The sequence below is a fragment of the Leucobacter faecis genome (genome assembly GCF_054456635.2).
This window is the reverse complement of the sequence record NZ_JBTJEP020000015.1, coordinates 12,225-37,960: the sequence shown is the minus strand read 5'-3', so window position 1 is coordinate 37,960 and position 25,736 is coordinate 12,225. Positions and strand designations below refer to the sequence as shown.

Genomic DNA, 25,736 nt, shown 5'->3' with positions numbered 1-25,736 from the left:
GCTCCTGGAGGGGTCAATCGTGGTCGAGAACGCGCTCGCAGCGGCTGCCCAGGGCAGCGCGTGGCGAGCGGACCCGGCTTGGTCCCTGAAGCCGTGCGAACGGAGACTTAAGGTCTCAGAACGAACCCCTCAAGCTTAGCGTGATGCGCATGCCCGCCGCACCACGCACGCGTCATATGACGCGCGTGCTGCGAGCGTGGCACGATTACTTGCAGCTGCCCGGCTGCTGCTCGGCCGGGTCTGACAGGATCGTGGGCGCCAGCGCCGCACGAATCGTGACCGATCCCGTCGATGACATATCAATTGCCGTCAATTCGACGCCCTTCGGTAGGCGGTCTGAGATGCACACCTGCTGCGGCTTCAAGATCGGGTCGAGCAGACTACCGGTAGCCTTGCCCAACTGCTCAGCCGCGAGATCAAACCCGGCGGCCTTCACCCCCGTGGGCTCGACGGTTACCTCACCGTCTTTGACACCCAAGTGCAGGGACGCTGAGAGCCCGACGTTCTGACCGAATATCTCGAGCGAGCGCCCTACAACTAGGTCATCGCCGCGCACCTCACCCGACTGCGCGATTCCCTGGGTAAGCATCTCGATCGTGGCACCCAACTCGTCCTTCGGCACCGTAAGCGCGGCCGTGCCACCCCGAATCTCACCCTTCGAGGGGTCGAAGGGTGAGAAGGCTGCGTGAACCTTCGCGTCGACGGAGAGCCCATCGATGATGGGCACACCCGGCGACGATACTGTGACGTCACCAATGCCCCCGCGCAGGGCATTGATGAGAGCAGAACCGCCCATCTCAACTTCGACGGGGTGGTCATCGCTGAGTTTCATTTCACTGCGAATCGCACCGGCGATCACGCCGGGCACAATGAGCCTGAGGGCCACCTCTGCGGCGCCCGCCAAAAGACCGAGCACGACCACGACCACGAGTGACCGTAGCCACCAGTTCGTTTTACGCGGTGACATGGGAGCGGAGCCCGTACTAGAGCCGCTCGGGTGCCGAGACACCGATGAGGTCGAGTCCGTTACGCAGCACCTGGCCAGCAGCGTCGTTGAGCCACAGGCGCGTGCGGTGCAGGTCACCGATCGCTTCTTCGCCTAGTGGCAGCACACGGCAGGCGTCGTACCAGGAGTGGTATGCGGAGGCGAGCTCTTCGAGGAATCGCGCGATGCGGTGCGGCTCGCGCAGCTCAGCCGCGCCCGCGACAATGCCGGGGTACTGCTGCAGCTTGCCGAGCAGCTCAGTCTCCGTCTCGTGTGTGAGCAGTTCAGGCGCGAACGTGCTGCGGTCGATTCCGGCTGCCTCGGCGTTGCGATCGACCGCGCAGGTGCGCGCGTGCGCGTACTGCACATAAAACACGGGGTTATCGTTCGAACGGCTACGTACCTTCTCACCATCGAGCGCGAGCGGCGAGTCGGCCGGGTAGCGTGCGAGCCAGTAGCGAAGCGCATCTGATCCGAGCCACTCGAGCAGGTCGTTGAGCTCGATAATGTTGCCTGCGCGCTTCGACAGCTTCGCACCGTTCAAGTTGACGAGCTGGCCGATGAGCACCGTCACGTCGGTTTCGATGTTGTCGCCCGCAGCGCCCGCGATAGCGGTGAGACGCCCGATGTAGCCGTGGTGGTCAGCGCCGAGAAGGTAGATTTTCTCGCCGAAGCCGCGGTCCTTCTTCGACAGGTAGTAGGCGGCATCAGCCGCGAAATACGTGTAGATGCCATTGCCGCGCGTAAAGACACGGTCCTTGTCATCACCAAAGTCGGTCGTGCGCACCCAGGTCGCACCATCTTCGTCATAGACATGACCCTGTTCGCGCAGACGATCAATCGCTGCTTCGATCGCGCTCGCTTCGCCATTCTCGCCCTTGGCGTGCAGCGTGCGCTCCGAGAAAAACACGTCGAAGTGCACGTTAAAGCGCTCGAGCGAGTCTTGGATCTCGGCAAGCTGCAGCTGATAGCCGAGCTCTTCGGCCTGTTCGAGTGCTGCACCGCGATCGGTAGCGGCGAGTGCTGCGAGCCCTGGTAGCTGCTCAATAATCTGCGCGCCAAGGGCCTGAATGTAGGCACCGGGGTACGCGTCTTCTGGGGCGTCTTCGCCGAGGGCGGCGGCCAGCACAGAGCGACCGAACTTGTCCATCTGCGCGCCAGCGTCGTTGATGTAGTACTCGGTCGTCACCGTGGCACCGGCGGCGCGCAGCACCCGTGCAGTCGAATCACCCAGCGCGGCCCAGCGGGTATGCCCCATGTGCAGTGGCCCGGTGGGGTTCGCCGAGACGTACTCAAGGTTGATGTTTTCACCGTTGAGCGTGTCGCTGCGGCCGTAATCGTAGCCCTGCTCGACGACACGACGGGCGGTCTCGCCGGCACTCGCTGCGTCAAGCGTGATGTTAATGAAGCCTGGACCAGCGATCTCTGCCTTGGCTACACCGTCGATGACTGCTGCCTGCGCCACAACCTCTTGGGCAAGCTCGCGCGGGTTGACACCGAGCTTCTTGGCGAACTTCATCGCGACGTTCGAGGCCCAGTCGCCGTGTGCACGGTTTTTGGGTCGCTCCACCTGCGTATCAAGCTCGGTGACCTCAATCTCAGCCCCTCGGGCTTCGACGATGTCGGTCAGAATACGGTTGATTGCTGCAGAGAGTTCTTGTGGCGTCACAAGGGACAAGTCTACTCGCATCCTCGGTCACGAATTTCCGTTGACAGGAGCGAGCCGATAGAGAACTTCAGGGCGCCCCTTTCTCCCAAACCTGTGCGACGTGTCAACTTCGCCAACTCGCACGAGATAGTCCAAGTAGCGGCGCACGGTTGCACGGGATGCACCAGTGAGCCCACCGACGTCACTCGCGGTCATTGCTTGCCAGGACGACAGCGAGTGTCGCACTTTCTGGAGGGTTGCCGGAGACACCCCCTTCGGTAACGGCGCATCTTCAAGCTGGGTCTCATCAGTCTGGCGACGCCTGGGTTTTGACAGCACCGCCAACAGCTGGTCGATCTCTCCCTGTCCCAGCGGCACGTCAGCCTCGTCCTGCGCTACCCGTGCGGTAGCACGCCAGTCGGAGTACTCGGTCATTCGCGCCCGGAACGTTTCCTCAGAAAAAGGTTTCAGCAGGTACCCCGAGACCCGCGCAGATAGAGATTGACGCACAGTTCGCCGATCGCGTGATGAACTGACAATAAAAATGTCGACGTCAAGCCCATGCGCAGCACGGATCTGGTGCAGCACTTCGATACCGCTAAAACCCGGCAAATGGATATCGAGCAAGATGAGATCGATCGCAAGTCGGTCAGCGGCAATCACGGCATTCTCGCCTGTGCCAACGGCGGCCACTACATGAAACCCTTGAATCCGGGATAGATACTCTTTGTGCAGCGCTCGAGCCGCCGCGTCATCGTCGACAACGAGCACTCGAATCTGGCCACTAATCACGCGTTCTCCTTTGTGGCAGAACTACTTCGAATCGTGCGCCACCCAGTGCGGCTTCTCCCACTTCGATCGACCCGCCAGCGTCGACTACCTCCTGCAGCACGAGGGAGAGCCCAACGCCTCGCCGCTGCCCGTTGGGCGTCGATTTGGTTGAGATCCCACTATCGAACACGACATTCCGAAGGTGTGCGGGAATCCCTGGACCATCGTCTTCAACGGTCAGTGTGATCTCGTCAGCGCCCACCGCCCATTTCGTTTCAATGTTGTGCGCCCCCGCTTCGACCGCGTTGTACACCAGATTTGAGACGGTCGTCGAAAAAGCTCTGGGCGCTGTAATGAGGTTGGGAAATTGGCCCGTGCTCAGGCACACACCCTTGCGAACAGCCTCACGCGAAAGGCTATCTAGCAGTCCCTGAAGTTCGCTCGCAGGAATCAAGTATTCGTCGTGCTCGCTCCTTCGCCGAACGGTGTGCGTAGTTTTTGATCCAGATGCGTCACGGCGTTTTCTATCGTTGTCGTCCTGATCCGCTGACGCATTCGCAATGAGATTTGTGAGAAATGCTTCCGCCTCAGCATATTTGCCCGATGACAGATACCCCTGGGTGATGTGCAGTTGCGTGCGGAACTCATGCGTCTGCTCTTTCAACCCATCAACCAATTTAGCCCGTACTCTGGCACTGTGCGCCTGAATAGCGAGCAACCTTAGTCGCCTGTTGAGTCGCGTTGCTATCGCGGCCGCACCAAGCGTCCCCATAATCGCCGCAAGACCGATCCACGGCAGCGTCTCAAACACCGCCGTATGAAAGTCTTCGTCGATATCTGAGATCGGCACTCCTACCGACACCGTGCCTGCGGCCTCCCCTGCGACCAAGATACGGGTTTTGGCACGCAGCGTCGGTACGAGCTCGCCTTGTTCGACCCCGACGAACGGTTCTCCAGCCAGCACTGCAGAGTGGTCGGTCGAGAGCGGCTTACCTCGTTCACTCACTATTGGATGTGTGAGTCGAATCCCTTCATCGTTCGCAAACACGACAAAAGTGAACCCGGACGCTTGAAGGATCGCGTCGGCCAGAGGTTGGAGGTCTGCCGAAGCCCCGGCAAAGTCCAACTGCATTGCGTCCCTGACGCGATCCATCTTGGCGAGTCCCTCAGCGGCGTTCAAGACTCGTTCTTCAGCCAGTTTTCGCAGCGAATGGTCTTGCACTGCCACTGCGACACCAGCAGAAACGATCACCACTACCAACACGATCGCACACTGTATAAGAACGATGGCCCAGCGTTGACGGCTGCCAATATCGAGCGGTGCCCACTGCGCCTGGTTCGTCACGCGATCCTCTCAGGTCTAATTTGCTCATCCTCCCATACCCGCGAGCTTTCACGACCAGTTCGCGCTTAAATATCAGGCCTTGATCCGTCGTCGCACGAGCAGACCCACGCCTACGAGAGCGAGCAACCCTGCCAGCGTCAACGGCGCCGTAAGATTCCCCGCCCCCGTTTCGGCGAGCGGATCTGTTTCTTTCTCTACAGGAGGCTCAGGATCGACCCCTGTCGAAACGTCGTGGGTAGCCTGTGCGCTCGAAGTGAGGTGATTAGTGTCGCCCGAGTATGTCGCCACTACCGGCGAAGGAAGCGAGTCTTGCAGGGCGTCGAGCTGCCATGAGCTGTCACCCGCCTGTAGCTCTACAGTCCCGAGCGTCTTGTCACCGTGGGTCAGCGTCACCGTGCCCGTAGCCATCGTGCCAAATTGCGTCATCACTTCGCCTACAGCCGAGAGGATCGTCCCCTCGTCGTCAGTTTCCAGTTGGATCGAGAGCTCGGTCGTCGCCGGAGCCACCGTAAGGGTGCCAGGCGTTCCGACCGCAGTGATACTGCCGCCGGCAGCGTCTTTCAACTGCAGCTCCACTTCGTAAGATCCCGCGCTCTGTGTCGCTGCAGGAACTAAAGCTTCGAGGACTTCACCGTCGGCAATGCCCGTTACGTCGAGCACAGAGGTTTCCACTCCATTAACCATGAAAGTCGCAGTGGCAGGGTCGAAGGACCCCTTGGTGATCGTTCCTGTGAGCGTCACATCCTGCCCGTACGTCACTTGTACGTCGTTCACAACCGTGGTGGGATCAGTTGTGACACCAACCGACTGAAAGACGTATACAGAACCGCTCTTTGCACGTGCCAGAGGACTCGCGATGAGTGCGCGGTCGCCGCTGATGCTGAGTCCCCGACCGTAGATCTGCTGCCCGAAATAGTCGCCCGGCTGGGCGTCTGAGGCTGTCAGTACCTGTATCGGTGCTGGCGACTGGCGGCCGTTCGTGTCGCCGCTGCCCACTCGATCAATCGTGTCCATGGCGTACACGTACACCTCACCCGCGTAATCGGGTCCATGATCACCATTGGTGAGCAGCACCTCGCCGTCAGCATCCAGCGAGTAGCCGAAGCCAGTGGTGAAGGGCGGCGGTGTGAGCTTTCCTCCTGTTTGTGTGAGGGCGGCGTCGAACAGATACACAGCCCCCTGCGTGGTGTCTCCCGCGGCTACCGCTTCTGATGTGCAGCCGATTTCGGGGGTATCCGCGTTGTAGTTCAGCTCAATGGGTGAGCCGACAGCGAGGTAGTCGCCGAAGAACGAGAGCGACATTCCAAATGCCGGGCCGCCGCCAGCAGAATTCAGGCACGTCTTCGGGTCATTCATTGGCTGGCTGGTGAAGAGTGGTTCAGCGCCCGTGGCGAGATCCCAGAGATACACCCCTCCAACTGGTTTATTCGCGCCGTCCCTGAACTGCACTGCGCTGACGGCAGCCTTCGTCCCAGAAATTGCCACAGATTGACCCGTCACGCTGTGCGCAAGAGGTGTTGCCGCAATAAGTGGAGTCCAGGTTTCATTCGGAGCCGATACATCTACGGCAAACGCGAACCCTGCGTTTCGTAGATCATCAACTCGCGCATTCGGCACCCCAACAACGAGTTTGCCCGCGGAGTAGGACAGGGACTCACCAATGGAGGCTCCATAGTCCGTTACGCGCGACGGCTTCACGTCGGGCGTAAGCGATCTTGCGAGAGACCACTGCCCCGCTGCATCACGGAGATACTCGTAGACGGTCTGAGCTTTCGGCGCAGACACATAAGCCGCTGAAGCATCATCATTAAACACAACGGCAGCCCCAAATTCGGTATCCGGCTCGGGAGCGGCTACCGTGCTGGTCGACCAGTCTTGGGGAGTTGGCCCAACGAACTGTGCAAAGTCAACCGATTGTCCTTGGACACGCGTGTACGCCGCAAAGTCTCCTGAGAAATCCACGCTGTAGCCAGCACGGATGCCGTCAGCCGGCGAAAATTTCGCAACCTCGTTGTACTCCGGAATGGCCGCTAGGGCGGGCGATGTTCCGAGTGGGAGCAGCATAGCTCCCGCCATGAGTCCTGAGGCAAGCACACCAATACGTTTAGGCACGGGCATATTCCTTTCGTGATGACGCATTCGATGCTTTGGGGTATCGAATTGCTTTGGTGGGTCGAAGAGAATCGGCTAAACAGTCGCCGGTGTCGAGTCTTTGCGCTCGGTCACCTGGCCTGTGGCTTCAGTATCCGCCTCCAACTTCTCGGTAGCGTCTTCCACCGTTTCTGCGCGTCGCTTGCCTGGAACAATAAAGATGAAGAGCAAAAGTGCCACCACGGCGACTCCTACGTACAGCCCCGTACTCGTTTTGAGGAGGCTTGATACTAACCCGACGAATGGCGCGTGGAAGAAGTACTTATCTGCTTCGGTGATCACATAGGGTTGAGGATCCTCGGTCGCGTTCGCATCACCCCGCATGCGCATCTCAAAAGCGGTGGGGCTACCATCGACGGGTGAGATCTCGAGCACCCGGTGGGTGATGAGGCCTTCTCCCTGTGTTCGCTCCGTGGTAATGACGTCGCCAGGTGTAATGTCTTTAGCGTCGATCTTCGTCGTGAAAATCATCGAGCCTGTCGGAATCCCGGGCTCCATCGATCCGGACATGACATTGAGTGCCTTCACCCCGAAGAACATCGCCGATAAGAAGACCACGATCGAAAGTACACCCATCACCGCCGCAAGCGTAAGAACGCCCGAGCGAAAGTGTGTATAGATTGTGTTGATCATAGGGTTCCTTGGTTTCTTGTTTTGTGGTCGAAGTAGCGTGAACGCGCCTAGGGAGCGACCGATTGCGCGTCAAATCGGATCGCGAGTGCCGATTGGCCACCGTTGAAATCGACAGTCTGCGGGTCGTCAAGGTAGGTAATCGTGAGCACGAGGTTCTGGCGGCTTCCGCTGTCTCCGTCGACGAACACATCGCCGTGAGCAAGCGGCGCTTTCCCACGGGGCTCCAGCTTCCCTAAGGTGCCCACCGCTTCCTCCCAGGGCTTGTCTGCAAACAGTTCAACGCCGTCCAGCTTGGCTGAGAACCGCAAAAATTCAGTGATGTTTGGCTTCCCCGGTACTGCACCTTGATTGCCTTTCAGAAGCAACCGAAAGTCGACTACAGCATCAATCTTCGGGGTGTTGTTAAAGACGGGAATTTCGGTTTCGATCGTGCCACCCGGCACAAGGGCATCTGAGTCCTTAATTCGCCAGTCAAAACCTTTGTCGGTGTCGGCTTGTTCGACGGTTCCTGCCGGAATGACCACACCTATATCGAACTTGTTGGCGCTACCGATGCCAGTGCCCCCCAGGTTCAGGTTCGCCCAGTCGGTGAGGACTGCCGCTGTTGCGAGCGCGCCCGTGAGCAACAACGTTCCGGTAGCCAGCAACAGCCGCTTTTTGCCAGTGAGGCGGTGTAGGCGTTTCATAACTTCCGTATCCTTTTCGCTTATCTTCAATTGGCGGCTCTAACCGAAGACGCCGAGTCCAATATCAGTAATCAACCGCTTACTTGCGCCTACTGGCTTACCCAAGACACCTTGGGCGTTGTATCCCTGACCCCAGTTCTCACCGCTCGAAAGTCGCCAGATATAAAACCCCTGCCCCGCACTGAAATCGACGACGTCAGAGCTCACAAGCACTGGGGACTGCGGAAACTTGCCATAGTCATCGCTGGCACCGTAGCCATACAGGTTTTGGTTGGCGTCGAGCAAGATCGTCCCGGTGAACCCCGCTGCCGTAGATGTGATGTTGGCGAGCGAAGATTCGGGCACCAGACCGGGGTTGTGCGGGGCGGGGTTGCCTCCCCCGCTCGGCCTGCCGCCAATACGGGTGTCATTGCCACCCCAGGTCAGCACTCGGCCGTTCGACAGCACAGCGTGGCCCATGTCGATCCCGCCCGCCACCTGCACGATGTACGGTTCTCCCTGGCCCACATTGTTCTTGAACCACGGGCTCAACGCTTTCGATTGCCGCGCCTGGTTCAGACTTGCCTGGTCTGCGCGCGGCATTGAGCCTTGGCTCCCCCAATACCAAACTTCACCATTACTCAGGATCACCCAGAAGTTGTTGTAGGCGCCGTTGAGGTACATCGGAAATGCATCACCCGAGCTCGGATCGGGAAGACCTGGCACTTGGGTAGCGCCTCTCCCGCTCATCCCGCCATAGCCCGCTTCACCCCAGGCCCACACTGTGCCATCGTTGCGCACGGCGGCTCCTGCCTGCTCAGAGCTCGAGATCATTCCAATGTTCTCGAGTAGGGGGCCCGCACCGTTCCAGTGAGATCCGATCCGGATCTGGGCGGGCCGATTGTCGGGGCGCTGGTTGCCAGTGCCATCGCGTGCGGGGATGGTGCCCCAGCCCCATACGTGACCGGAGGATTGCAGCGCATTGTAGTTATAGATGCCGCCTGCGACAGACGACATTTCCCCGACGGGGAGGCCTCCGACGGGAGTGGCTTTCTGCCACAGGCCGCCGCGATTCGATCCGGCTTTGGCGTCGTTGGTGTTTCCCCAGACGTAGACGGTGTTGTCCGTTCCCAGCCCAACGCCAGTGTCGACGCTGCGTGCGGAGGTGAGCCCGGTCAGAAAGGGAGGCGGCACGTGGGCCGTGAGCGGCTCAGACCTCGCGTTTGCCTGATCCACATAGGCGGCAGCGGTAGCACCTGCAACCGCCAGCGCGCCCACGACCAAGGCCGTGAGGGTCATTCCTCCGACACCACGCGAGATCCGGCCGCGCCGTCGCACCGTACCCGACGTTGTCATTTCTGCACCGTCTTTCGTCTCATGATTACTGCACCAGTTCCAATAAGTAGCGCTGCGGCGATACCCGCCGCAGCGAGCGGTGCGCCTGTTTCAGCCAGGGCATCTGTAACCCCGGGGGTGTCACTCGTCTGTGCAACGAACGTGAACTGCAGGTTTCCCGATGCCCCCTGGTACTCGTTGCCAGCTTCTGCGGGCAACGACACCGTGCCCGTGAGGGAGATTGATTCCCCGGGATCTAGCTGACCAAGTACGGGAATCTGCGGCTGTAGCTGTGTGACGCTGAGATCATCTAGCAGCGTGCGGCCCGCTGAATCAACGATTGTGATTCGTGCGGGGGTGCTCCCCGATCGCAGGACTTCGTCCAGCTCGTTGACCGTCGACAGATCCACGTCCACCGGGTGCTTGGCTACATTCCGCACTTCCGTGCTCCAGGTTTCCGTGTGTCCGGGCGCCGGCATTGAAATGTGGCTCGACATTGGCGACACACTGATCAGGTCAGAATCCTGCGCGAGGGCCGGTGTCGACGCGATCGGAGCAACGAATAGTGCGACTACGATCCCAATAATGATTGTCTTCACGGTGTTGATACCCCTTCGAACCTCAGGCCGATCATGGTTTCTTTACCCGAGAGCATGAAGCTCGTCGAAGGATCGAGTCGCACGGACAGCTTGACCGAGTGAGTGTCACCCGGCACTACTCCGAGAAACTTGGCGTCGGGAAGCTGATTAAACATCTCTGACGACACCGCCGATGCCACCAGGGTGCCATCTAACGAAACGTCGAAGCGCATTTGATCGAATAGCGCAGAGCAAGCGCCTTTGCAGTCTTCACGCAGCACCAATTTGGGGCTCACGTCTCCGCTCGGGCCACCCGGTTCGATCCGTACGGTCGCTTCGTATTCGATCGGGTTATTTACCGAAATCACCGCGTCAGGCGTCGTCGGATAGACCACGGCTGAAGCTTCGTCGTCGGCATCGGCCCAATTGGAGCCGTCGGCCACCTGCACCTCAAACTCGTTCGGGTTGCCGATCGCTTTGCCCCCGAGATTCAGGTTGGCGTGATCGATATACGCTGCGCTCGTACCCGCGACTACGGTGAAACCCACCAGGCCAATCACAGAGCAGGCTGCGAGCATTTCGGTTCTTCGCCCAGGCGCGATTCTCACAGGCTTTCCCCTTCAAATCCAAAACGAACGTCTGTGCTCGCAAGCTGCCACCGGTTGTCGAGCGATTCGGGGATGTCGATCGTGACATCGAATACCCGATGTTCGCCGGCTGCAATCGGCCCCTCGAGCTGAATATCCTGCAGTTCGTTCGCCGGCACGCCCGTGATCAGGCTGCGCCCGTCTTCACTAACTGAGAAAAGTAGAGCCGGGAAGAGGTCAACAAAATTTCCCGTCTCCGGATCAAGTTCGTGGCTTCGATCGTGCGGATCGCTGATCTTGAGATCCACCTTGCCAGCCAGTTTTGGGCTCGCATTCTTAACCGCCACGGTGAGTTCAATCGTCTCACCGGGAACCACTACGAAATCTGATCCGTCGGCGGTCAAGGAGATTTGGAACGGAGCGGGGTTACCTTCCACCCAGCTCGCAGCCCCGGGCTGCCAGTTGTGTCCGGGTGCTCCAGCCGTCAAAATATTCAGCCGGTTCTCGCTTCCGTCCAGAAACACGGAGCTGTTTTCTACGTCGAGGATCACAGCGGCAGTGAGCAACGAGCCAGCCCCCAAAAAGAGGCCAGCAGCAAGCACAAGCCGCACATAACCGCTGCGTTTCATGATTCACTCCCGTCAAGATCAAGGTGGGGCAACCCTGTCGGCTGCCCCACCTCGAGATGGAACTTACGGCTTGACCGACGAGGCGTGGAAGTTCGCCTGGACGTAAGAGACCTTCTCCATCAGAGCATTGTTGGCTTCTTCGGAGCCCTGGTCAGGCAGCGTGATGGTCAACTTCAGCAGGCCTTCCTTTGCCGACGTGTATGTGCCGAGGTCGAGGTTGTTGACCTCGTCCTGCGAAACGTTCGTGACGAGCTCCGTGCCGTCGAGGGTGACGGTGTAGTCGAGAGCGTTTCGCATCTCAGGGCTCGACACGTGGTTAGGGCGATCCTGCAGCTTGAAGTCAATATCGGCAGAGAGGACGGGGCTCTCGTTGCGGAACGGGATATCGACGCTGATGGTGTCGCCTGGGGTGATCGTGTCAGCACCCGGAATGTTGATAGATACGCCCTCGGGGGTATTTGCTTCCTGCCATGCGCCGGGAACAGGGTTACCGAGCGGGTCGGTCTTAACGACCTGGATGTTGAAGCGGTTGTTACCACCAATACCCGAATCGTCCGTACCGCTTCCAAGGTTGAGGTTCGCGAAGTCCGTAAACGCCGCAGCGGTGGCAAGGCCCGCTACAACGAGCAGGCCACCGCTGGCCAGAATGATTCGCTTGCGCCCCGAAGTAGCGCTCTTCATTGTTGACATGACTGCATGTTCCTTTCACAAGGCCGTCTGGGCCAGGTGTCCTGGCGTTTACATGACACCTGGACGTAGCGTGTTAGCCAAGCTGCCGCTGTCTCCTTGTGAAAGACAGGGCCTGACTAACTCCGAGTGTGCCGAACTTGAGTCGCTGACGAGACGGAATGCCCAGTTGTACTCATTGATGCTCACGGCGGGCACGACGCAATAAAAAACGGGCCTGAACTGCTTTAAGCAATTCAGACCCGCTTCTGTCGCCGTGCCCCCGGAGGGATTCGAACCCCCGACCTTTGGTACCGGAAACCAGCGCTCTATCCCCTGAGCTACGGAGGCGAGGTACTGCGACCCGATCAGCTTAGCGTAAGTGCGGGCATGACTTCGAATCGAGCGGCGCGCGTCGGCCAGGGCCTTCGGGTTCAGGCGCGATCCGGAGCAATCACAGCATAGATCGCGGTCGTAACGCGCTCCCCCTTGACCCACGCGCTGTCACGCAGCGTCGCCTCGCGGCGCATGCCGAGGCGCTTTGCAAGCGCGGCCGAAGCCGCGTTGCGCGCGTCGAGCTGCGCCGCGACCCGGTGCACCCCGTGCTGCTCGAACGCGACCGTGAGCAAGGCGCTTGCTGCCTCGGCCGCGTACCCCTTCCCCTGCCATGCCGGATCAAACGCCCATCCGATTTCGGCGATGCCGTGTGCGCGGTCGGTGTACCACAGCAGCACCTGCCCAATGGGAACAGCGGGTTCTGCGCGAACTGTGCGAACTGCGCGCTCGGTGTTGCCCGCAAGCTCGACCGCAAGCGTGAGGCCGCCCGCCTCGCCCTCGAGGTCGTTCTTAGCGATGTGCTCGGCTAGCTTCTGCCGCGTGAAGTCGATACTCCACGGCTCATAGGGCAAAAAGCGCGCGACATCTTCGCGCGAGAATAGCGCGTATAGCCAGGCAGCGTCGGCCGCCCGGTGGGGCCTAAGCCGTAGTCGCTCGGTGATAATCGGATAGCTGATTTGTGATGTCACACTTCACACTAGGCACAATTTTGTTCGCGTCAAATTGTGAAATTCGCGCATTGCTTGTTACATTGCCCGATGGGAAGTTACGCACTGCGGCGATTTCGATGTCGCAGTGCGAGGGTCGAAGTCGTCTGCGCGCTTCTTGCCGCGCGAAGCACAAGACGTCAGTTTCGCGCGGGGACAATGACCCCCACTGAAACGGAACCTTTTGAATACCGGCACCATCGAAGTCGCCCCCGGGGCAGCCACTGCCCCAGCCAGCACGGGCACGGCCGCCCACAAACACCCAGCGATCACGTTCTGGCAGGGCGTCGCCATCATCTTCGGCACGAACATCGGTGCCGGCCTACTCAGCCTGCCCTACGGCTCTCGCCAGGGTGGCTTCCCCGCCCTGATGATCGCGCTGCTCATCTCGGGCTTTCTCGCGACCGCGTCGATGCTGTATGTTGCCGAGGTCGCGCTGCGCACCAAGCAGCCACTGCAGCTTGCTGGCCTCGCGCAAAAATACCTCGGCAACACCGGATCATGGCTGGTTTTCGCTGGAGTCGTCGTCAACGGTTTGGGTGCGCTCATCGCGTATGCATCGGGTAGTGGAAGTCTGCTCGCAGACCTGCTCGGCGTGCCTCCCATGCTTGGCAGCATCTTGTTCTTTGTGCCCGCCGTCGCCATCATGTGGCTTGGCCTACAGGCCACCGGCAAGTCTGAGCAGGCGATCACGGTCACGATGCTCGCTCTCATTCTGGTGTTGTGTGGCTGGACGTTTGTGGGACCGGGCCTGCACGCCGAGTTCCTCACGTATATGCAGCCCTACTTCATCATTCCGATCGTCAACCTCGCGGTATTTGCGTTCGTCGCGCAGTACACCGTGCCCGAGCTCGCGCGCGGCCTCGCCGCGACCAACCCCCGCGCGCTGCCGCGCACCATTGTCGTAGGCATGAGTGCGACGGGTTTCTTGCTGGCGCTCGTGCCGCTCGCGGCGCTCGGCATGATGGGCCCCGACGGCATCACCGAGGTTGTCACAATCGCCTGGGGCCAGCAGCTTGGCACCGCCGCGTATTACATGGCCAACATTTTTGCTGTGCTCGCCATGATGACGTCGTTCTTGGGCATTGGGTTCACCATGATGATGAACATCTTTGACCGTTTCAAGTGGCCTTCTGAGGGCTCACGGCGGCACAAGGTGGCAGCGATGGCCATCACCGTGGTGCCGCCGTTTATCATCGGCGTAGCTGGCTGGGCCGGTTTTGTGTCGGCACTCGGTTACGCGGGCGGCTTCGCGGGTGCGATCATGTCGATTGTTCCCGTGATGATGCTGCACCGCGCGCGCAAGCACGGCGACCAGGAGCCCGCCTGGGTTGCTGGCTGGATCGCGCACCCCGCCATTCAAACGGCGCTCATTGGCGTCTTTGGTGCGGCTTTTGTGTTCTCCATCCTTTCAGTGCTGGGACTGGTGCCGCAGGGCTGGCTGTAGTCCTGGCTACTTAAACTGGGGCCTGGTGATTTATCTTCGTCCACAGGGCCCCTTTTAGGGGTCTCTACGTTCGAATCTGTGGATAACATTTCCCGAAGATTTGTACGATTCATGAGATAATAGATACATGACTCCCACCACCTCGCCCCAGTTCCCGGCACACAGTGCGTGCCGGGAACTGGGGCGAGTCACCGGCCGTTGGAGCGTGCTTGTATCATGACCGCTTACGCCCCGGGCCCTACTCCTCGCGCATCGCGCGGGGCAGGGGCCGGGGCGGGCCGCAGTGCTGGCGGTGGTGGCTGCGGTAAGGGGCAGAAGAAGCCCCGCAAAGAACAGCGCGAACGGCGTCGTGACGGCCGCACCACGAACGAGGCCGTCACCTATGTTGAAGAACTCACGCGCATGCAACGGCGCATCGACCGCGACCGCATGGACGAATACGCCCGCCTCGTCGCGGTCGCGTCACATGACCGCTCCCCCGCCCAGCTCGGGCTGCGCTGCCTCCGGGCAGAACTCGCGGCCGCGCTACACGTGAGTGAACACGCGGTCGAACGTGAACTCGACCTCGCCCACACCCTCGCCACCCGCTATGTCGCCACGAGTGAAGTGCTGGGGGCGGGGCTTGTCGGGTTGGCGCATGTGCGCGTGATCTGTGACGCGGGCACGATCATCGGATCAGGCGAGGGATCTGCCGTGCGGCACGCGAAGTACGAAGCGGCCGTGCTGAAGTACGCGATCGAAGAAACCCCGACCAGGTTGCAACCCATCGCGAAGCGGCTCGCCGAGGAATACGCTGAAGTGTCACTTGACGAGCGGCACGCGGCCGCCCGCAAGCGGCGCCGCATTGAAGTGGTTGACCGTGAAGACGGTATGGCCGAGCTGTATGCGTATTTGCCGGCCGAGATCGCGTACGCGATCAAGGACCGGGTGCAGCGCATCGCGAAACAAACCTGGACCGTCGAGGTCGTCACGGTCGAGGCCGAGCGGCAGGCCGCCGCACGTGAAGACGCCGCCCGCGAGGCCGCCGCGCGCGAAGCCGCCGCGCGGGCTGCTGCCCCCCAAGCGGCTGAGCAGGCGGGCGAGGCCAGCCAGGCGGGCCAGACGGCAGAGCCGGCGCCGAGCCTGGCCGATCAAGTGGCACCGGCGCGCACCCTCGACGAGGTGCGCGCCGACACCCTCGCTGAGCTGCTGCTCAACGGTAACCCGTACACCGAGCTTGATGTGAGCGACGGCAGCAAAGCAGCGCAGGTACCCAGTGGGTTCTTCGCGCACGTGCAGGTGCTGGTGCCCATCGCCTCGATCCCGGCCACAGCAGACCTCGCCACCGGCACCAGCGCCGCATCCCCGCGGCAGGTGTGTGAACTCGTGGGGTACGGGCCGATCGCTTCGCAGATCGCGCACGACATGCTTGCCCTCTCCCGCAACGTCTCCCGCGTGGACGAAGACGAGTACGGTAACGTGCTGCGCGTCGACCGCTATAAACCGACGAGGGCGATGCGTAACCTGTTGTGGGCGAGAGACCGCAGGTGCAGGTTTCCGGGCTGCACCCGGCTCCCCATAACCTGCGACATGGACCACACGATCGCGTGGGAACACGGCGGCCCCACCACCACAACTAATTTACAACTGCTGTGCAAAGCACACCATTCCTTGAAACACGGCACGGATTGGCGGCCCGTGCAAGACCGCACGGGCACGGTGACGTGGAAGAGCCCGACCGGTCGGGTACACACGGACCGGCTCGCGGGCCGCCGCTACCCCCGCCCCGACACTGGCCCCGACATCGACCCTTACGGCGACTGTGAGAACGGGCAGGCCGACGATCTTGGGCCCGACCCGTGGGACGAGGCGCCAGCGGTGGCGCAGGAGTTCAGCGAGTTTTTGTGGTGGCGCCAAGCGAGTACGGAAGCAGACCGCCCAAAACCAGCAGACACCACCCCAGCAGGCACAGCCACAGGCCCCAAGCGCGAGGTGAGGTTCGTGACTGCCGACGACACCGACAGCACCGACAGCACCGACGGCAATGACGCAGGCACGGGCGATGAGGCTCGCAGCAGCGAAGCCACCGACTGCAGAGCCTGGCACAGCGGGTTCACGGTACGCGACCGGCTCACCGCCCTCGAGAAGCACGCCATCACCTGCGGCTGCAACTACCCCGAGTTCTGCGACCGCGACTGCGGCACAGAGCTCCGTGCAGAATACGAGCGCAGGGCCGCCCGCAGCGTACCCAAAGAACGGCCGTTCTAGATCTATGTTCTGGCTCACGGCACGCTGATATGTTCGAGGTTACCGCTCGCGCAGGCACAAGGAGTTTCAATGACGCAGCAGCTACTCGCACCGCATCCGGCAGATCGCGTGGACGCGATCATCGAGACAATCACCCTCGCGTTTGCAGGCGACCCGATGTGGGGGCCGATGCTGGCGGGACCATTGGCCGGCGACCTGTCTGTCGCACGGCAGTACTGGAAACTATTTGTAACGAGCGCACAGCGGTACCCCCACACTTACGTCGCAGCCCCGCCCGCGCCGACACCACCTGGAACCTCACCCGTGGCCGCCACCACGGTGTGGCTACCGCCGGGCGGCGCAGAGCTGTCTGAGACTGAAGACGCCAACTTTAGCGATTTTGCGGCACAGCTTCTCGGTATGGCTAAGCGCGATGAACTCTTCTTGGCTTCTGAGCGCTTCGAAGCCGCACACCCAACCGAACCGCATTACTATTTGAGCTTGCTCGCCACGCACCCCGATCACCGAGGGCACAATCTCGGCATGGGGCTACTCGCCGCGAACCTCGCGCATTTCGATTCGCTTGAGGCACCAACCTATCTAGAGTCGTCAAACCCGGCAAATGACCTGCGCTACATGACTCTCGGCTACGAACGCCACGGCTCGATCGAGCTGCCCTCGGGCCTCACGCTCAGCACATTCTGGCGCGAACCGCACACCCCCGCTACGCCAGCGACATAAACAGCTTCTCGAGTTCTTCTTTGTCGGGTGCACCCTCTGCATCGGGGTTAGTAAGGCACTCTTGAAGCGCCGTCGAGATCACCAGGAATCCCGCACGGTCGATCGCTTTTGATACCGCCGATAACTGCTGCACGACATCTCGGCAGTGCTCGTCTCGCTCAATCGCGTCGATCACTGCCCCCAGCTGCCCCTGGGCACGGCGCAACCGGTTGACAATCTTGCGTTTGGTCTGCGCATCATGCCGCGCATCCTGCTGCGATTCAATTTCCATGACAATGTCCTCCGCGCTTATTGCTCTTGACACCAACAATACCCGAGGGGGTATAGTTAGTCCACAAATACCCCCGCAGGTATTCAATGACCCATCTACCCGATCGGAGCGCCCCATGTGCCGACCCACCACTTGCCGCACCTGCCAGAAGACGACGTGGGCTGGCTGTGGCCAGCACGTCGCAATGGTTAAGAAGAGCGTGCCCGCATCTAACTGGTGCAGTGGCAAGCACTCCCAGGCCGAGGTCGACGCCGCCCGCACAGCCCGCCCAGGGTTGTTCGCGCGCCTGTTCGGCCGCTAACCCGCGGGCAGTCGCACCTCTGCGGTGAGACCACCACCGGTTCTGGCATGCAGCGCGAGGCTCCCCCCGTGGCGGGCCACGATTGCACGCACAATCGATAGCCCCAACCCGCGCCGGCCACCGCCGACCCGGTCTTCCCCGCGAGCGAAGGGCTCAAGCAACCGCTCCAGCGCCGTGTCTCGCAGCTCAGCGCCAGTGTTCGACACACGCAACACCGCGAACTCCCCTTCGCGGCTCACCTCCACTTGTACGCTGCCACCCGGCACATTGTGCTGCACCGCGTTCTGCACGAGGTTTTGCACGAGCTGCCGCAGCAGCACGGCGCTGCCACGCACGGGCGCTGGCTGATCCGGAGCCCGCGTGGCCACCTGCACGGTGACGTCGTGCGCGCTCGCCAGATCAGAACAGCGCGAAGCCTCACCAGCAACGAGCGGCACGAGATCGACCAGCTCGGCCGGGGCTCCCTGGCCCGTGCCCTCGATCTCGGCGAGATCGAGCAGCGCCTCGACGGTCTCGACGCTGCGCTCATTGACCTCACGCAGGCGAGTGAGCAGCGCACGGTCGGGCCCTCCGGGCGTGACCAGCGCGACGTCGAGCATCGTGCGTGTCGTCGCGAGTGGCGTGCGCAGCTCGTGCGACGCGTTCGCGGCAAACCGCCGATGTGCTTCGACCGAGCGCTCAATCTCGGCAAGCATCGTGTCGAACGTGTCGGCGAGCTCAGAGATTTCATCACGCGGCCCGGTTGCCCCGATACGGTGATCGAGTTCACCCGTCGCCGCGCGCTTCGCCGCTTCGTTGACCTCGGCGAGCGGCTGCAGCATGCGACCTGCCAGCAGCCAGGCCACGGCCGCGGTCGCAAGCGCGAGCACTGCGAGCGCCACCACGGAAACCGTCACGAGCACGCGCAACATGTCGTCTTGTGTTGCAACCCTGATCCCTGCGTCGGGGTCGAGCTGCACCCCCGGTTCGAGCTGAATTTGCAGCCCCGTGGCACCAAACGAGTAGCTGGGCACCACGCTCATAAACACCGTCACAATGGTGATCAGAACCGCGCCACAGATCGTGACGAGCAGCGCATACGAGAGCGCGAGCCGCGCACGCACTGTGAGCCTGCGCCGTCTCACCAGCTCAGCCACGGGCGTCTGTCGAATCTGTGTTGAGATCGATCGCATACCCCACGCCCGGCTCAGTGCGGATCACCCAGGGCTCACCAAGCTTGCGGCGCAGCGTGCTGATCGTCACCTTCACTGATTGGGTGAAGGGGTTTGCATTCTCGTCCCATGCCTTTTCGAGCAGTGTTTCGGCGCTCACCACGCGACCCGGGTCACGCATGAGCACGTCGAGCACGGCAAACTCTTTGCGACTAAGCCGAACAAACCGACCGTTGCGATAGACCTCGTGGCGAAATGGGTCGAGCGTAACGCCCGCCGCGTGCAGCTGCGGCGGGAGCGTGGTGAATTTGCGGCGACCGAGTGCACGCACGCGCGCCACAAGCTCTTCAAAATCAAAAGGTTTTGCAAGATAGTCGTCTGCGCCGAGTTCGAAACCATCGACTTTGTCGCCGAGGCGCCTGGCGGCCGTGACCATGAGAATGGCTGGGCGTGTCTCACGCGCATTGAGTTCACGGCACACATCGTCACCGCTCAGGCCAGGCAGGTCACGGTCGAGCAGCACCACATCGTACGAACCAAGTTCGACGGCCGCGAGCGCTTCATCACCGCGCTGGGCGATGTCTGAGGCGATCGACTGGAGCGCAAGCCCCGCCTTGATGGCGTCTGCCAGGTAGGGCTCGTCTTCGACGATCAGTACACGCACGAGTGTCTCACTTTCTATGGCGGCTTTCTATGGCGGCTGCATCGGGTTCGTGTTTCTTATGCAAGTCAATCACGCAGTTAAGCACGCGGCCGGTAAAGAAAAGGTAAGTGTCTACCTTTACCCCGTCGCAACCTCACGTTCGATGAGATGGATTCATCCCCGCCAAACACGGCAGGGCGCGGCTCGCCTCTTGGGTCGCGATTTCACCCCCACTTCGAACGAAGGATCTCACTGTGACTGATTCACGTATGACCCCCGCCGCAATCGCGCTCATTGGCCTGACCGCTGTGGCCACACTGGCGGGATGCAGCACGCAGGCTTCACCCGGCACTACCGGTGATCTCGCCAAGACAGCCGAGATGGGCGCTGAAGAGTGGCAGCACGAATTTGAGAAGTGCATGAAGGCCGAGGGCGTCGACCTTGACGCGGGTATTCCCATGAATGCCGACACGAGCGGGGTTGCCCCGGGTGCAAGCGAGGGCGGCGACTACGGTGCCGCGCAGACCGCCTGCACCACAAAGCTCGGCGCCGCCCCTGTCGCCTCTGATGTACCCGATGACGCCGAGCTCACGAGCATGATGCTCGACATGGCCAAGTGCATGCGCGCAGCCGGCTATGACATGCCAGATCCCAAGCCCGTCGATTCGTCGAGCGGCATGAGTGTGCAGCAGTGGGGTGTGCCCGACGCTGATCCGGCAGATATTGAGCGCTGCACAGTCGAGGCCGGTCTCGCTTCGCCCGCGCAGGGCGGCGCCGAGGGCGACACCGAGGGCGCATCGGGGTCGGCAGAATGAGCACGAAGCGCAAAACTGTGATCATCGCGGGGGCTGCCGTGCTTGCGCTGGGAGCTGGCGCTGGTGTGACCGCGCTGCTGGCACAGCCCGCGCCCGAGGCCGACGCTGCCCAGCCCACCACAGAAACAGTGGCGGCAGAGGAGGGCGCCCTCACCGAGCGGGTCGAAGCAAAGGGCAAGCTATCGTTTGGCGGCGCACAAGAGGTGGGCACCCAGTTACAGGGCACAATCACGTCGATGCCGAAGGCGGGATCCCTAATCGGGTTGGGCAACGAGCTGATGCGGGTGGACGACAAGCCCGTCACGCTCATGCACGGCGCGTTGCCTGCCTGGCGCACACTCGAACCGGGCATGACGCGCGGCAAGGACGTACAGCAGCTCGAACAGAATCTCGCGGCTCTCGGGTTCTTCGAGTACGAGCCCGATGACATTTTTGACTGGAACACACAGTATGCGATCGGCAATTGGGAGGAGGCCCTAGGTATGCCCCGCACCGGCAAGATAGATCTTGGTCGCGTCGTGTTTAGCCCAGGCGATCTGCGTGTTGCCGAGCAAAAGTCGCGTGAGGGAAGCGCTGCTTCGGCCAGTGCGTTCACAGCAACCGGTACCGTCAAGACGGTTACGGCCGATGTCGCGCCCGAACTGCGCGACCTGCTACAGGAGGGCACTGAGGTTGATCTGGCTTTGCCCGACGGTACGCAGACCAAGGGCACCGTGACCGGCGTGGGTGCCCCCGTTGAACGCGAGGACAAGTCGGGGCAGAAGTCCCTCAAGCTGCCCGTCACGGTCGCACTCGCTGACCAGGCGGCCGCCGAAGCCTTTTCTGATGTGAGTGTAGGACTCAGCGTCACGAAGACGGTGCGTGAAAACGCACTCACTGTGCCCGTGCGCGCACTGCTTGCCCAGCCCGGCGGCGGCTACGCCGTTGATGTGCAGACGGGTACAAAGATCAAGCGTGTGCCGGTCGAGCTTGGCGCGTTTGCGAGCGGCAATGTCGAGGTCACAGGCGGAAAACTGCGCAAGGGCGACAACGTGGTGGTGTCTGAATGACAACGCCACACACCGGCGCAGCTGAGCCGCTCATTGAGCTCAGCGGAGTTAGTCGTGAGTACGGCGCCCCGCCCACCGTGGCGCTCGACAGTGTGAGCTTTCAGATCGACGCGGGCGAAATGGTGGCGATCACCGGCCCCAGCGGTTCGGGCAAGTCGACGCTCCTCAACCTGATCGGCACGCTCGACCGCCCTTCGAGCGGCGAAGTCACGATCGGCGGCAGTCGGGTGTCTGATCTCGGGGACGCTCAATTATCGGCTCTTCGTTCGCGCACCATCGGGTTTGTGTTTCAGCAGTACCACCTCGAAGACAGTTTGAGCGCGACCGATAACGTCGCGACCGGCCTGCTCTATTCTGGTGTGCCGCTCGCTGAACGGCGGGAGCGCGCTCGCGTAGCGCTCGGTCGTGTCGGGCTCGAAGACCGCGCCGATCACAAACCCAAACAGCTTTCGGGCGGCCAGCGGCAGCGCGTCGCCATCGCGCGCGCTGTGATCGGCGACCCACCGCTCATTCTCGCTGATGAGCCCACTGGGGCGCTCGACACCCAGTCGGGCGCTCAGGTCATGGACGTGCTGCGCAGCTTGAACGCCGACGGCACGACCGTGCTGGTCATCACGCACGACCGTGATCTCGCGGCCCAGCTGCCGCGCCGGATCGCGGTGCGCGACGGCGTGATCCAATCTGATTCGAGGGAGGTGGCTCTTGTCTGAGCCGACACGCTCGCGTTTGCGGGTCTCAGACCTTATGCGTCTGGGCATTCAAGGGCTTCGCGCGCACCCCATGCGCGCCACGCTTTCTGCGCTCGGTATCGCGATTGGTATTGCCGCGATGATCTCGGTCATCGGCATTTCGATGTCGAGTGAGGCGAAGGTGCAAGAGAAGCTCGCCGCGCTTGGCACGAATCAGCTGACTGTGCAGGCGGGCAAGTCAATCACCGGCGAGCAGGCCAAGCTCCCCGCAGACTCCCCCGAACGACTCAAACGCGTTGAAGGTGTCACAGAGGTCGGCTGGATCGCTGAGCTCAAAGACGTGGGCGTGTACCGCAACGGTTTCATTGACCCGGGTGAGACATCTGGGCTCAAGGTTGCTGCGGCCGGCCAGACCCTGCCCGAGGCGACTTCGGCCACGCTCGCTCGCGGCGTTTGGCTCAACGAGGCAACGTCGCAGTACCCAGTGACGGTTCTCGGGGCGACCGCGGCAAAGCGCCTGGGCATCACTGTGCCCGGTTCTACCGTCACAATTGACGGCAAAAGTTACACCGTCGCAGGGTTACTTGCGCCCAGCCCGCTCGCCCCCGAACTCGACACAATGGCCCTCATCGGCCAGAAGCAGGCGGCTTCCGACCTAGGCTTCGCTGGCCACCCCACCACGATCTACGAGCGGTCAGCTGAAGATCGGGTCGGCGCGATTCGAGAGCTGATTCCCGCGACCGTGAGCCCACAGGCACCGGGCGAGGTGCAGGTGAGTCGCCCGTCCGATGCGCTCGCCGCGCAGAACACCATCGATCAGGAGTTCACCGGCTTGCTCGTCGGTGTCGGATCGATCGCGTTGCTCGTCGGCGGCATCGGCGTGGCCAACACCATGGTCATCACGGTGCTCGAGCGTCGCCGTGAGATTGGGCTGAGGCGCTCCCTCGGCGCCACCCGACGCCACATCAGGCACCAGTTTCTCGTGGAGGCCGTGCTGCTGTCGGCATACGGCGGACTCGTGGGTGCCGTGCTCGGTATCGGCATCACCGCCGGCGTCGCCGCGGCGAACGGCTGGACCGCGACGATACCGCCCGCTATTGTGGCCCTCGGAATCGGCGTCACGATCATCGTGGGGGCGATCGCGGGCATGCTACCCGCCATGCGCGCCGCCAAGGTCTCCCCCACCGAGGCGCTCGCGGCCTAGGTGCCGGCAGGCTCCGGATCAGGGTACTGGTGCAAAGGTTGAGGCGGATTCCACGAATCCCCACAACCTTTGCACCAAAGTTTTTGTTGAGGTAGCAAACGAGCAGCTGGGCGTTCTTGTTCACTGGAGTCGTGGGCACTGTAATGTACGCCCGTCATGCCGAAATGTCATGGCCGTTCGTATGGCGGCTGACACTCGGCATCGCGCCGGGCGCACTTGTAGGAGCATTTTCCAATCAATGGTTACCCGATGCTGTCGCCCTCATGCCGCTGGCAGTGTTGGTGACGGGCGCCGGCTTGCTCCACCTCAGGCGCCTCGCCCGGCCCGGCGCTGCGCCTGACCGGCCGATCACGACGATTCCCACCCCGCGCATCGTCACCATTGGTGTGCTCGTCGGCTTCGCCTCGGCCCTCACCGGCACGGGCGGCCCGGTGTTTCTCGTGCCAGCTCTACTCATGCTGCGCGTGCCAGCACTTCCCGCTATCGCAGCGAGCCAGGTCATTCAGATTCCGCTCACCCTATTTGCGGTGACCGGGTACGCCCAGGTTGGCGCGATCAATATCGGAGTCGGCGCCATGATCGGGTCGATCGCTGCGGTTGGCGTTGTCATTGGCGCCTGGACCGCCGTGCGCCTGCCACGCAAACTCCTCAGCCGCATCACGGGCGGTGCGCTCACCGGCTTCGGCATCACACTTCTCGTCACTACTTTCGCCGCCCTGTAACACCGGCTTGATCCGGAGCGAAGCGCCAGCGCAGTTAGTCTTCGAGCGCCGCGCCGCGGCGATCGACGAGCCCCCAGGTGGCTGCGGCCGCGACGACGAAGAAGATCGCGAAAACCGCGAATGTAAGGCCGGATCCGCCGGCCGCGAGCATCACCGGCACGGTGAGCGGGGCGATGATCGATGCGATGCGGCCGAACCCTGCAGCCCAGCCGGCGCCCGTGCCACGCAGCGAGGTCGGGTACAGCTCGGGCGTCACCGCGTACAGCGCGCCCCACGCGCCGAGGTTGAAGAATGATAGCGCCATGCCCGTCGCGATGATCGCGCCCTCTGCGTGCACCGTGCCGAACAGGATCGCCGAGACGGCTGAGCCCGCAAGAAACACCGACAGTGTGAGCCTGCGCCCCCAGACTTCGATGAGCCACGCCGCCACGGCGTAACCCGGCAGCTGCGCGAGCGTGATGATGAGGGTGAATCCGAAGGAGCGTACGAGGCTGAACCCCGCGTCGACGAGGATACTCGGGATCCAGATAAACGCACCGTAGTACGCGAAGTTGACGCAGAACCAGACCGTCCAGATGGCGAGTGTGCGGCCGCGCAGCTCACGTGACCAGAGCGCGGCGACACGCGAGCCCGTGCGTGGGGCGGGGGTGGATTCTGCGATCGGCTGCGCCGCCGCAGAATGACCCGGGGAGACAGCCGCCGCAGAATGACCCGGGGAGGCAGCCATCGCAGAATGACCCGGGGAGGCAGCCGCCGCAGCCTCGAAGCTTGCCACGACCTGCTCTGCTTCTGCCGTGCGGCCGCGGCCGCCCAACCAGCGGGGCGACTCGGGCAGCGCCCAACGCACGACCATGGCCCAGACAGCGGGGATCGCACCAAGTGCGAACGCCCAGCGCCAACCGTGCTCAGACGCCGGCACCACGAAGTAACCGATAAGTGCCGAGGCCGTCCAACCGACCGCCCAGAATGCTTCAAGGATCACGATGATGCGGCCGCGAATGCGGGCGGGTGCGAACTCGCTGACATAGGTGGAGGCGACGGGCAGCTCGGCACCGAGGCCGAGGCCAACAAAGAACCGCAGCACGAGCAAGATCGCCACGCCGCCCGCGAGTGCGCTCGCGCCCGTCGCGATGCCGTAGATCAGCAGCGTGATGGCAAAGATCTGGCGGCGGCCGAACCGGTCGGCGAGCAGCCCGCCGAGGCTCGCACCGATCGCCATGCCAACAAAGCCGATCGATGCGATGAGCCCGGCTTCGCCGCTCGTGATACCCCAGTGCTGCGTGAGCGCCGCAATGATGAACGAGATCAGCCCCACGTCCATCGCGTCGAGCGCCCACCCGATGCCCGAGCCCGTAAGCACTTTGCGGTGCTTGCGCGTAAACGGGAGTGCGTCGAGACGCTCGGCAATAGTGGGCCGCGGGGTTTCACTCATGCGATCAAT

The 25,736-nt window shown here is 62.1% G+C and carries 25 protein-coding genes, 1 tRNA gene and 1 pseudogene; 9 read left to right on the top strand and 18 right to left on the bottom strand.

Annotated features, from left to right (window positions below; translation table 11 throughout):
• Positions 1–205 precede the first annotated feature (205 nt).
• The 14 genes from ACXR2T_RS11685 to ACXR2T_RS11620 all read right to left on the bottom strand — a co-directional run bounded on the left by ACXR2T_RS11685 (position 206) and on the right by ACXR2T_RS11620 (position 13,018).
• A complete protein-coding gene (locus tag ACXR2T_RS11685) occupies positions 206–967 on the bottom strand; it encodes an LmeA family phospholipid-binding protein (RefSeq protein ID WP_458839483.1) in 762 nt (253 codons plus the stop codon).
• 16 nt (positions 968–983) lie between these two features.
• Complete coding sequence (gene argS / locus ACXR2T_RS11680) at positions 984–2,654, bottom strand: arginine--tRNA ligase (RefSeq protein WP_458816048.1); 1,671 nt, start codon at positions 2,652–2,654, stop codon at positions 984–986.
• Between the two features lie 27 nt (positions 2,655–2,681).
• A complete protein-coding gene (locus ACXR2T_RS11675) occupies positions 2,682–3,404 on the bottom strand; it encodes a response regulator (protein WP_458816046.1) in 723 nt (240 codons plus the stop codon).
• Positions 3,405–3,417: 13 nt separating this feature from the next.
• Complete coding sequence (locus tag ACXR2T_RS11670) at positions 3,418–4,749, bottom strand: sensor histidine kinase (protein WP_458816044.1); 1,332 nt, start codon at positions 4,747–4,749, stop codon at positions 3,418–3,420.
• Between the two features lie 72 nt (positions 4,750–4,821).
• Positions 4,822–6,861, bottom strand: a complete 2,040-nt coding sequence (locus ACXR2T_RS11665) for an FG-GAP repeat protein (RefSeq protein ID WP_458816042.1) — start codon at positions 6,859–6,861, stop codon at positions 4,822–4,824.
• 75 nt (positions 6,862–6,936) lie between these two features.
• Positions 6,937–7,533, bottom strand: a complete 597-nt coding sequence (locus ACXR2T_RS11660; RefSeq protein ID WP_458816040.1) for a signal peptidase I — start codon at positions 7,531–7,533, stop codon at positions 6,937–6,939.
• Positions 7,534–7,580: 47 nt separating this feature from the next.
• Complete coding sequence (locus ACXR2T_RS11655; RefSeq protein ID WP_458839482.1) at positions 7,581–8,249, bottom strand: hypothetical protein; 669 nt, start codon at positions 8,247–8,249, stop codon at positions 7,581–7,583.
• Between the two features lie 9 nt (positions 8,250–8,258).
• A complete protein-coding gene (locus ACXR2T_RS11650) occupies positions 8,259–9,554 on the bottom strand; it encodes an RCC1 domain-containing protein (RefSeq protein ID WP_458839480.1) in 1,296 nt (431 codons plus the stop codon).
• Positions 9,551–10,132, bottom strand: coding sequence for a hypothetical protein (locus tag ACXR2T_RS11645; protein WP_458839478.1), 582 nt, complete (start codon positions 10,130–10,132; stop codon positions 9,551–9,553). Before ACXR2T_RS11645 ends, ACXR2T_RS11650 begins: the two co-directional genes overlap by 4 nt.
• Positions 10,129–10,719 (bottom strand): hypothetical protein, encoded by a 591-nt coding sequence (locus ACXR2T_RS11640; protein WP_458839477.1) that lies wholly within the window; start codon positions 10,717–10,719, stop codon positions 10,129–10,131. Before ACXR2T_RS11640 ends, ACXR2T_RS11645 begins: the two co-directional genes overlap by 4 nt.
• On the bottom strand, positions 10,716–11,327 hold the full coding sequence (locus tag ACXR2T_RS11635; protein ID WP_458839475.1) for a hypothetical protein: 612 nt from the start codon (positions 11,325–11,327) through the stop codon (positions 10,716–10,718). Before ACXR2T_RS11635 ends, ACXR2T_RS11640 begins: the two co-directional genes overlap by 4 nt.
• 63 nt (positions 11,328–11,390) lie before the next feature.
• Positions 11,391–12,017 (bottom strand): hypothetical protein, encoded by a 627-nt coding sequence (locus tag ACXR2T_RS11630; protein WP_458839474.1) that lies wholly within the window; start codon positions 12,015–12,017, stop codon positions 11,391–11,393.
• A 254-nt stretch (positions 12,018–12,271) separates the two neighbouring features.
• Positions 12,272–12,344: transfer RNA gene (locus ACXR2T_RS11625), tRNA-Arg, on the bottom strand.
• 83 nt (positions 12,345–12,427) lie between these two features.
• A complete protein-coding gene (locus ACXR2T_RS11620; protein WP_458817114.1) occupies positions 12,428–13,018 on the bottom strand; it encodes a GNAT family N-acetyltransferase in 591 nt (196 codons plus the stop codon).
• Between the two features lie 202 nt (positions 13,019–13,220).
• Here ACXR2T_RS11620 and ACXR2T_RS11615 point away from each other — a divergent pair, with 202 nt between their 5' ends.
• From ACXR2T_RS11615 to ACXR2T_RS11605, 3 genes are all read left to right on the top strand, one after another.
• Positions 13,221–14,483 carry an aromatic amino acid transport family protein gene (locus tag ACXR2T_RS11615; RefSeq protein WP_458817112.1) on the top strand — a complete coding sequence of 421 codons (1,263 nt, stop codon included), beginning with the start codon at positions 13,221–13,223 and terminating at the stop codon, positions 14,481–14,483.
• Between the two features lie 216 nt (positions 14,484–14,699).
• Entirely contained in the window at positions 14,700–16,730 is a 2,031-nt protein-coding gene (locus ACXR2T_RS11610; protein WP_489945532.1) for an HNH endonuclease signature motif containing protein, read from the top strand.
• 69 nt (positions 16,731–16,799) lie between these two features.
• Positions 16,800–17,450: a GNAT family N-acetyltransferase gene (locus tag ACXR2T_RS11605; RefSeq protein ID WP_458813494.1), complete on the top strand. Its 651-nt coding sequence runs from the start codon at positions 16,800–16,802 to the stop codon at positions 17,448–17,450.
• Here ACXR2T_RS11605 and ACXR2T_RS11600 read toward each other — a convergent pair.
• Entirely contained in the window at positions 17,434–17,721 is a 288-nt protein-coding gene (locus ACXR2T_RS11600; protein WP_458813496.1) for a metal-sensitive transcriptional regulator, read from the bottom strand. The genes ACXR2T_RS11605 and ACXR2T_RS11600 overlap by 17 nt on opposite strands.
• A 115-nt stretch (positions 17,722–17,836) precedes the next feature.
• Here ACXR2T_RS11600 and ACXR2T_RS11595 point away from each other — a divergent pair, with 115 nt between their 5' ends.
• Positions 17,837–18,022, top strand: a complete 186-nt coding sequence (locus ACXR2T_RS11595) for a DUF8730 family Cys-rich protein (RefSeq protein ID WP_458813498.1) — start codon at positions 17,837–17,839, stop codon at positions 18,020–18,022.
• On the opposite strand, the gene ACXR2T_RS11590 is transcribed toward ACXR2T_RS11595, so the two are convergent.
• Positions 18,019–19,158: a sensor histidine kinase gene (locus ACXR2T_RS11590; RefSeq protein WP_489945531.1), complete on the bottom strand. Its 1,140-nt coding sequence runs from the start codon at positions 19,156–19,158 to the stop codon at positions 18,019–18,021. The genes ACXR2T_RS11595 and ACXR2T_RS11590 overlap by 4 nt on opposite strands.
• Positions 19,151–19,837, bottom strand: a complete 687-nt coding sequence (locus ACXR2T_RS11585) for a response regulator transcription factor (protein WP_458813502.1) — start codon at positions 19,835–19,837, stop codon at positions 19,151–19,153. The genes ACXR2T_RS11590 and ACXR2T_RS11585 overlap by 8 nt, the downstream gene beginning before the upstream one ends.
• A gap of 233 nt (positions 19,838–20,070) precedes the next feature.
• Here ACXR2T_RS11585 and ACXR2T_RS11580 point away from each other — a divergent pair, with 233 nt between their 5' ends.
• The 5 genes and pseudogenes from ACXR2T_RS11580 to ACXR2T_RS11560 all read left to right on the top strand — a co-directional run.
• Positions 20,071–20,631 (top strand): hypothetical protein, encoded by a 561-nt coding sequence (locus ACXR2T_RS11580; RefSeq protein ID WP_458813504.1) that lies wholly within the window; start codon positions 20,071–20,073, stop codon positions 20,629–20,631.
• A complete protein-coding gene (locus tag ACXR2T_RS11575; protein ID WP_458839469.1) occupies positions 20,628–21,680 on the top strand; it encodes a peptidoglycan-binding protein in 1,053 nt (350 codons plus the stop codon). The genes ACXR2T_RS11580 and ACXR2T_RS11575 overlap by 4 nt, the downstream gene beginning before the upstream one ends.
• Positions 21,677–22,390, top strand: coding sequence for an ABC transporter ATP-binding protein (locus ACXR2T_RS11570; RefSeq protein WP_458813508.1), 714 nt, complete (start codon positions 21,677–21,679; stop codon positions 22,388–22,390). The genes ACXR2T_RS11575 and ACXR2T_RS11570 overlap by 4 nt, the downstream gene beginning before the upstream one ends.
• On the top strand, positions 22,383–23,573 hold the full coding sequence (locus ACXR2T_RS11565; RefSeq protein WP_458813510.1) for an ABC transporter permease: 1,191 nt from the start codon (positions 22,383–22,385) through the stop codon (positions 23,571–23,573). Before ACXR2T_RS11570 ends, ACXR2T_RS11565 begins: the two co-directional genes overlap by 8 nt.
• Positions 23,574–23,683: 110 nt before the next feature.
• Positions 23,684–24,295: pseudogene (locus ACXR2T_RS11560) on the top strand (sulfite exporter TauE/SafE family protein); the annotation flags it as partial.
• A 34-nt stretch (positions 24,296–24,329) separates the two neighbouring features.
• On the opposite strand, the gene ACXR2T_RS11555 reads toward ACXR2T_RS11560, so the two are convergent.
• Complete coding sequence (locus tag ACXR2T_RS11555; RefSeq protein WP_458813512.1) at positions 24,330–25,727, bottom strand: MFS transporter; 1,398 nt, start codon at positions 25,725–25,727, stop codon at positions 24,330–24,332.
• Positions 25,728–25,736: the final 9 nt, after the last annotated feature.

What these genes read in the sequence shown, in the direction of transcription:
- ACXR2T_RS11685 (WP_458839483.1), bottom strand. Translation starts at nt 967, where the DNA reads ATGTCACCGCGTAAAACGAACTGGTGGCTACGGTCACTCGTGGTCGTG.
- ACXR2T_RS11660 (WP_458816040.1), bottom strand. Translation starts at nt 7,533, where the DNA reads ATGATCAACACAATCTATACACACTTTCGCTCGGGCGTTCTTACGCTT.
- ACXR2T_RS11650 (WP_458839480.1), bottom strand. Translation starts at nt 9,554, where the DNA reads ATGACAACGTCGGGTACGGTGCGACGGCGCGGCCGGATCTCGCGTGGT.
- ACXR2T_RS11635 (WP_458839475.1), bottom strand. Translation starts at nt 11,327, where the DNA reads ATGAAACGCAGCGGTTATGTGCGGCTTGTGCTTGCTGCTGGCCTCTTT.
- ACXR2T_RS11630 (WP_458839474.1), bottom strand. Translation starts at nt 12,017, where the DNA reads ATGTCAACAATGAAGAGCGCTACTTCGGGGCGCAAGCGAATCATTCTG.
- ACXR2T_RS11610 (WP_489945532.1), top strand. Translation starts at nt 14,700, where the DNA reads ATGACCGCTTACGCCCCGGGCCCTACTCCTCGCGCATCGCGCGGGGCA.
- ACXR2T_RS11605 (WP_458813494.1), top strand. Translation starts at nt 16,800, where the DNA reads ATGACGCAGCAGCTACTCGCACCGCATCCGGCAGATCGCGTGGACGCG.
- ACXR2T_RS11600 (WP_458813496.1), bottom strand. Translation starts at nt 17,721, where the DNA reads ATGGAAATTGAATCGCAGCAGGATGCGCGGCATGATGCGCAGACCAAA.
- ACXR2T_RS11595 (WP_458813498.1), top strand. Translation starts at nt 17,837, where the DNA reads ATGTGCCGACCCACCACTTGCCGCACCTGCCAGAAGACGACGTGGGCT.
- ACXR2T_RS11575 (WP_458839469.1), top strand. Translation starts at nt 20,628, where the DNA reads ATGAGCACGAAGCGCAAAACTGTGATCATCGCGGGGGCTGCCGTGCTT.
- ACXR2T_RS11570 (WP_458813508.1), top strand. Translation starts at nt 21,677, where the DNA reads ATGACAACGCCACACACCGGCGCAGCTGAGCCGCTCATTGAGCTCAGC.
- ACXR2T_RS11555 (WP_458813512.1), bottom strand. Translation starts at nt 25,727, where the DNA reads ATGAGTGAAACCCCGCGGCCCACTATTGCCGAGCGTCTCGACGCACTC.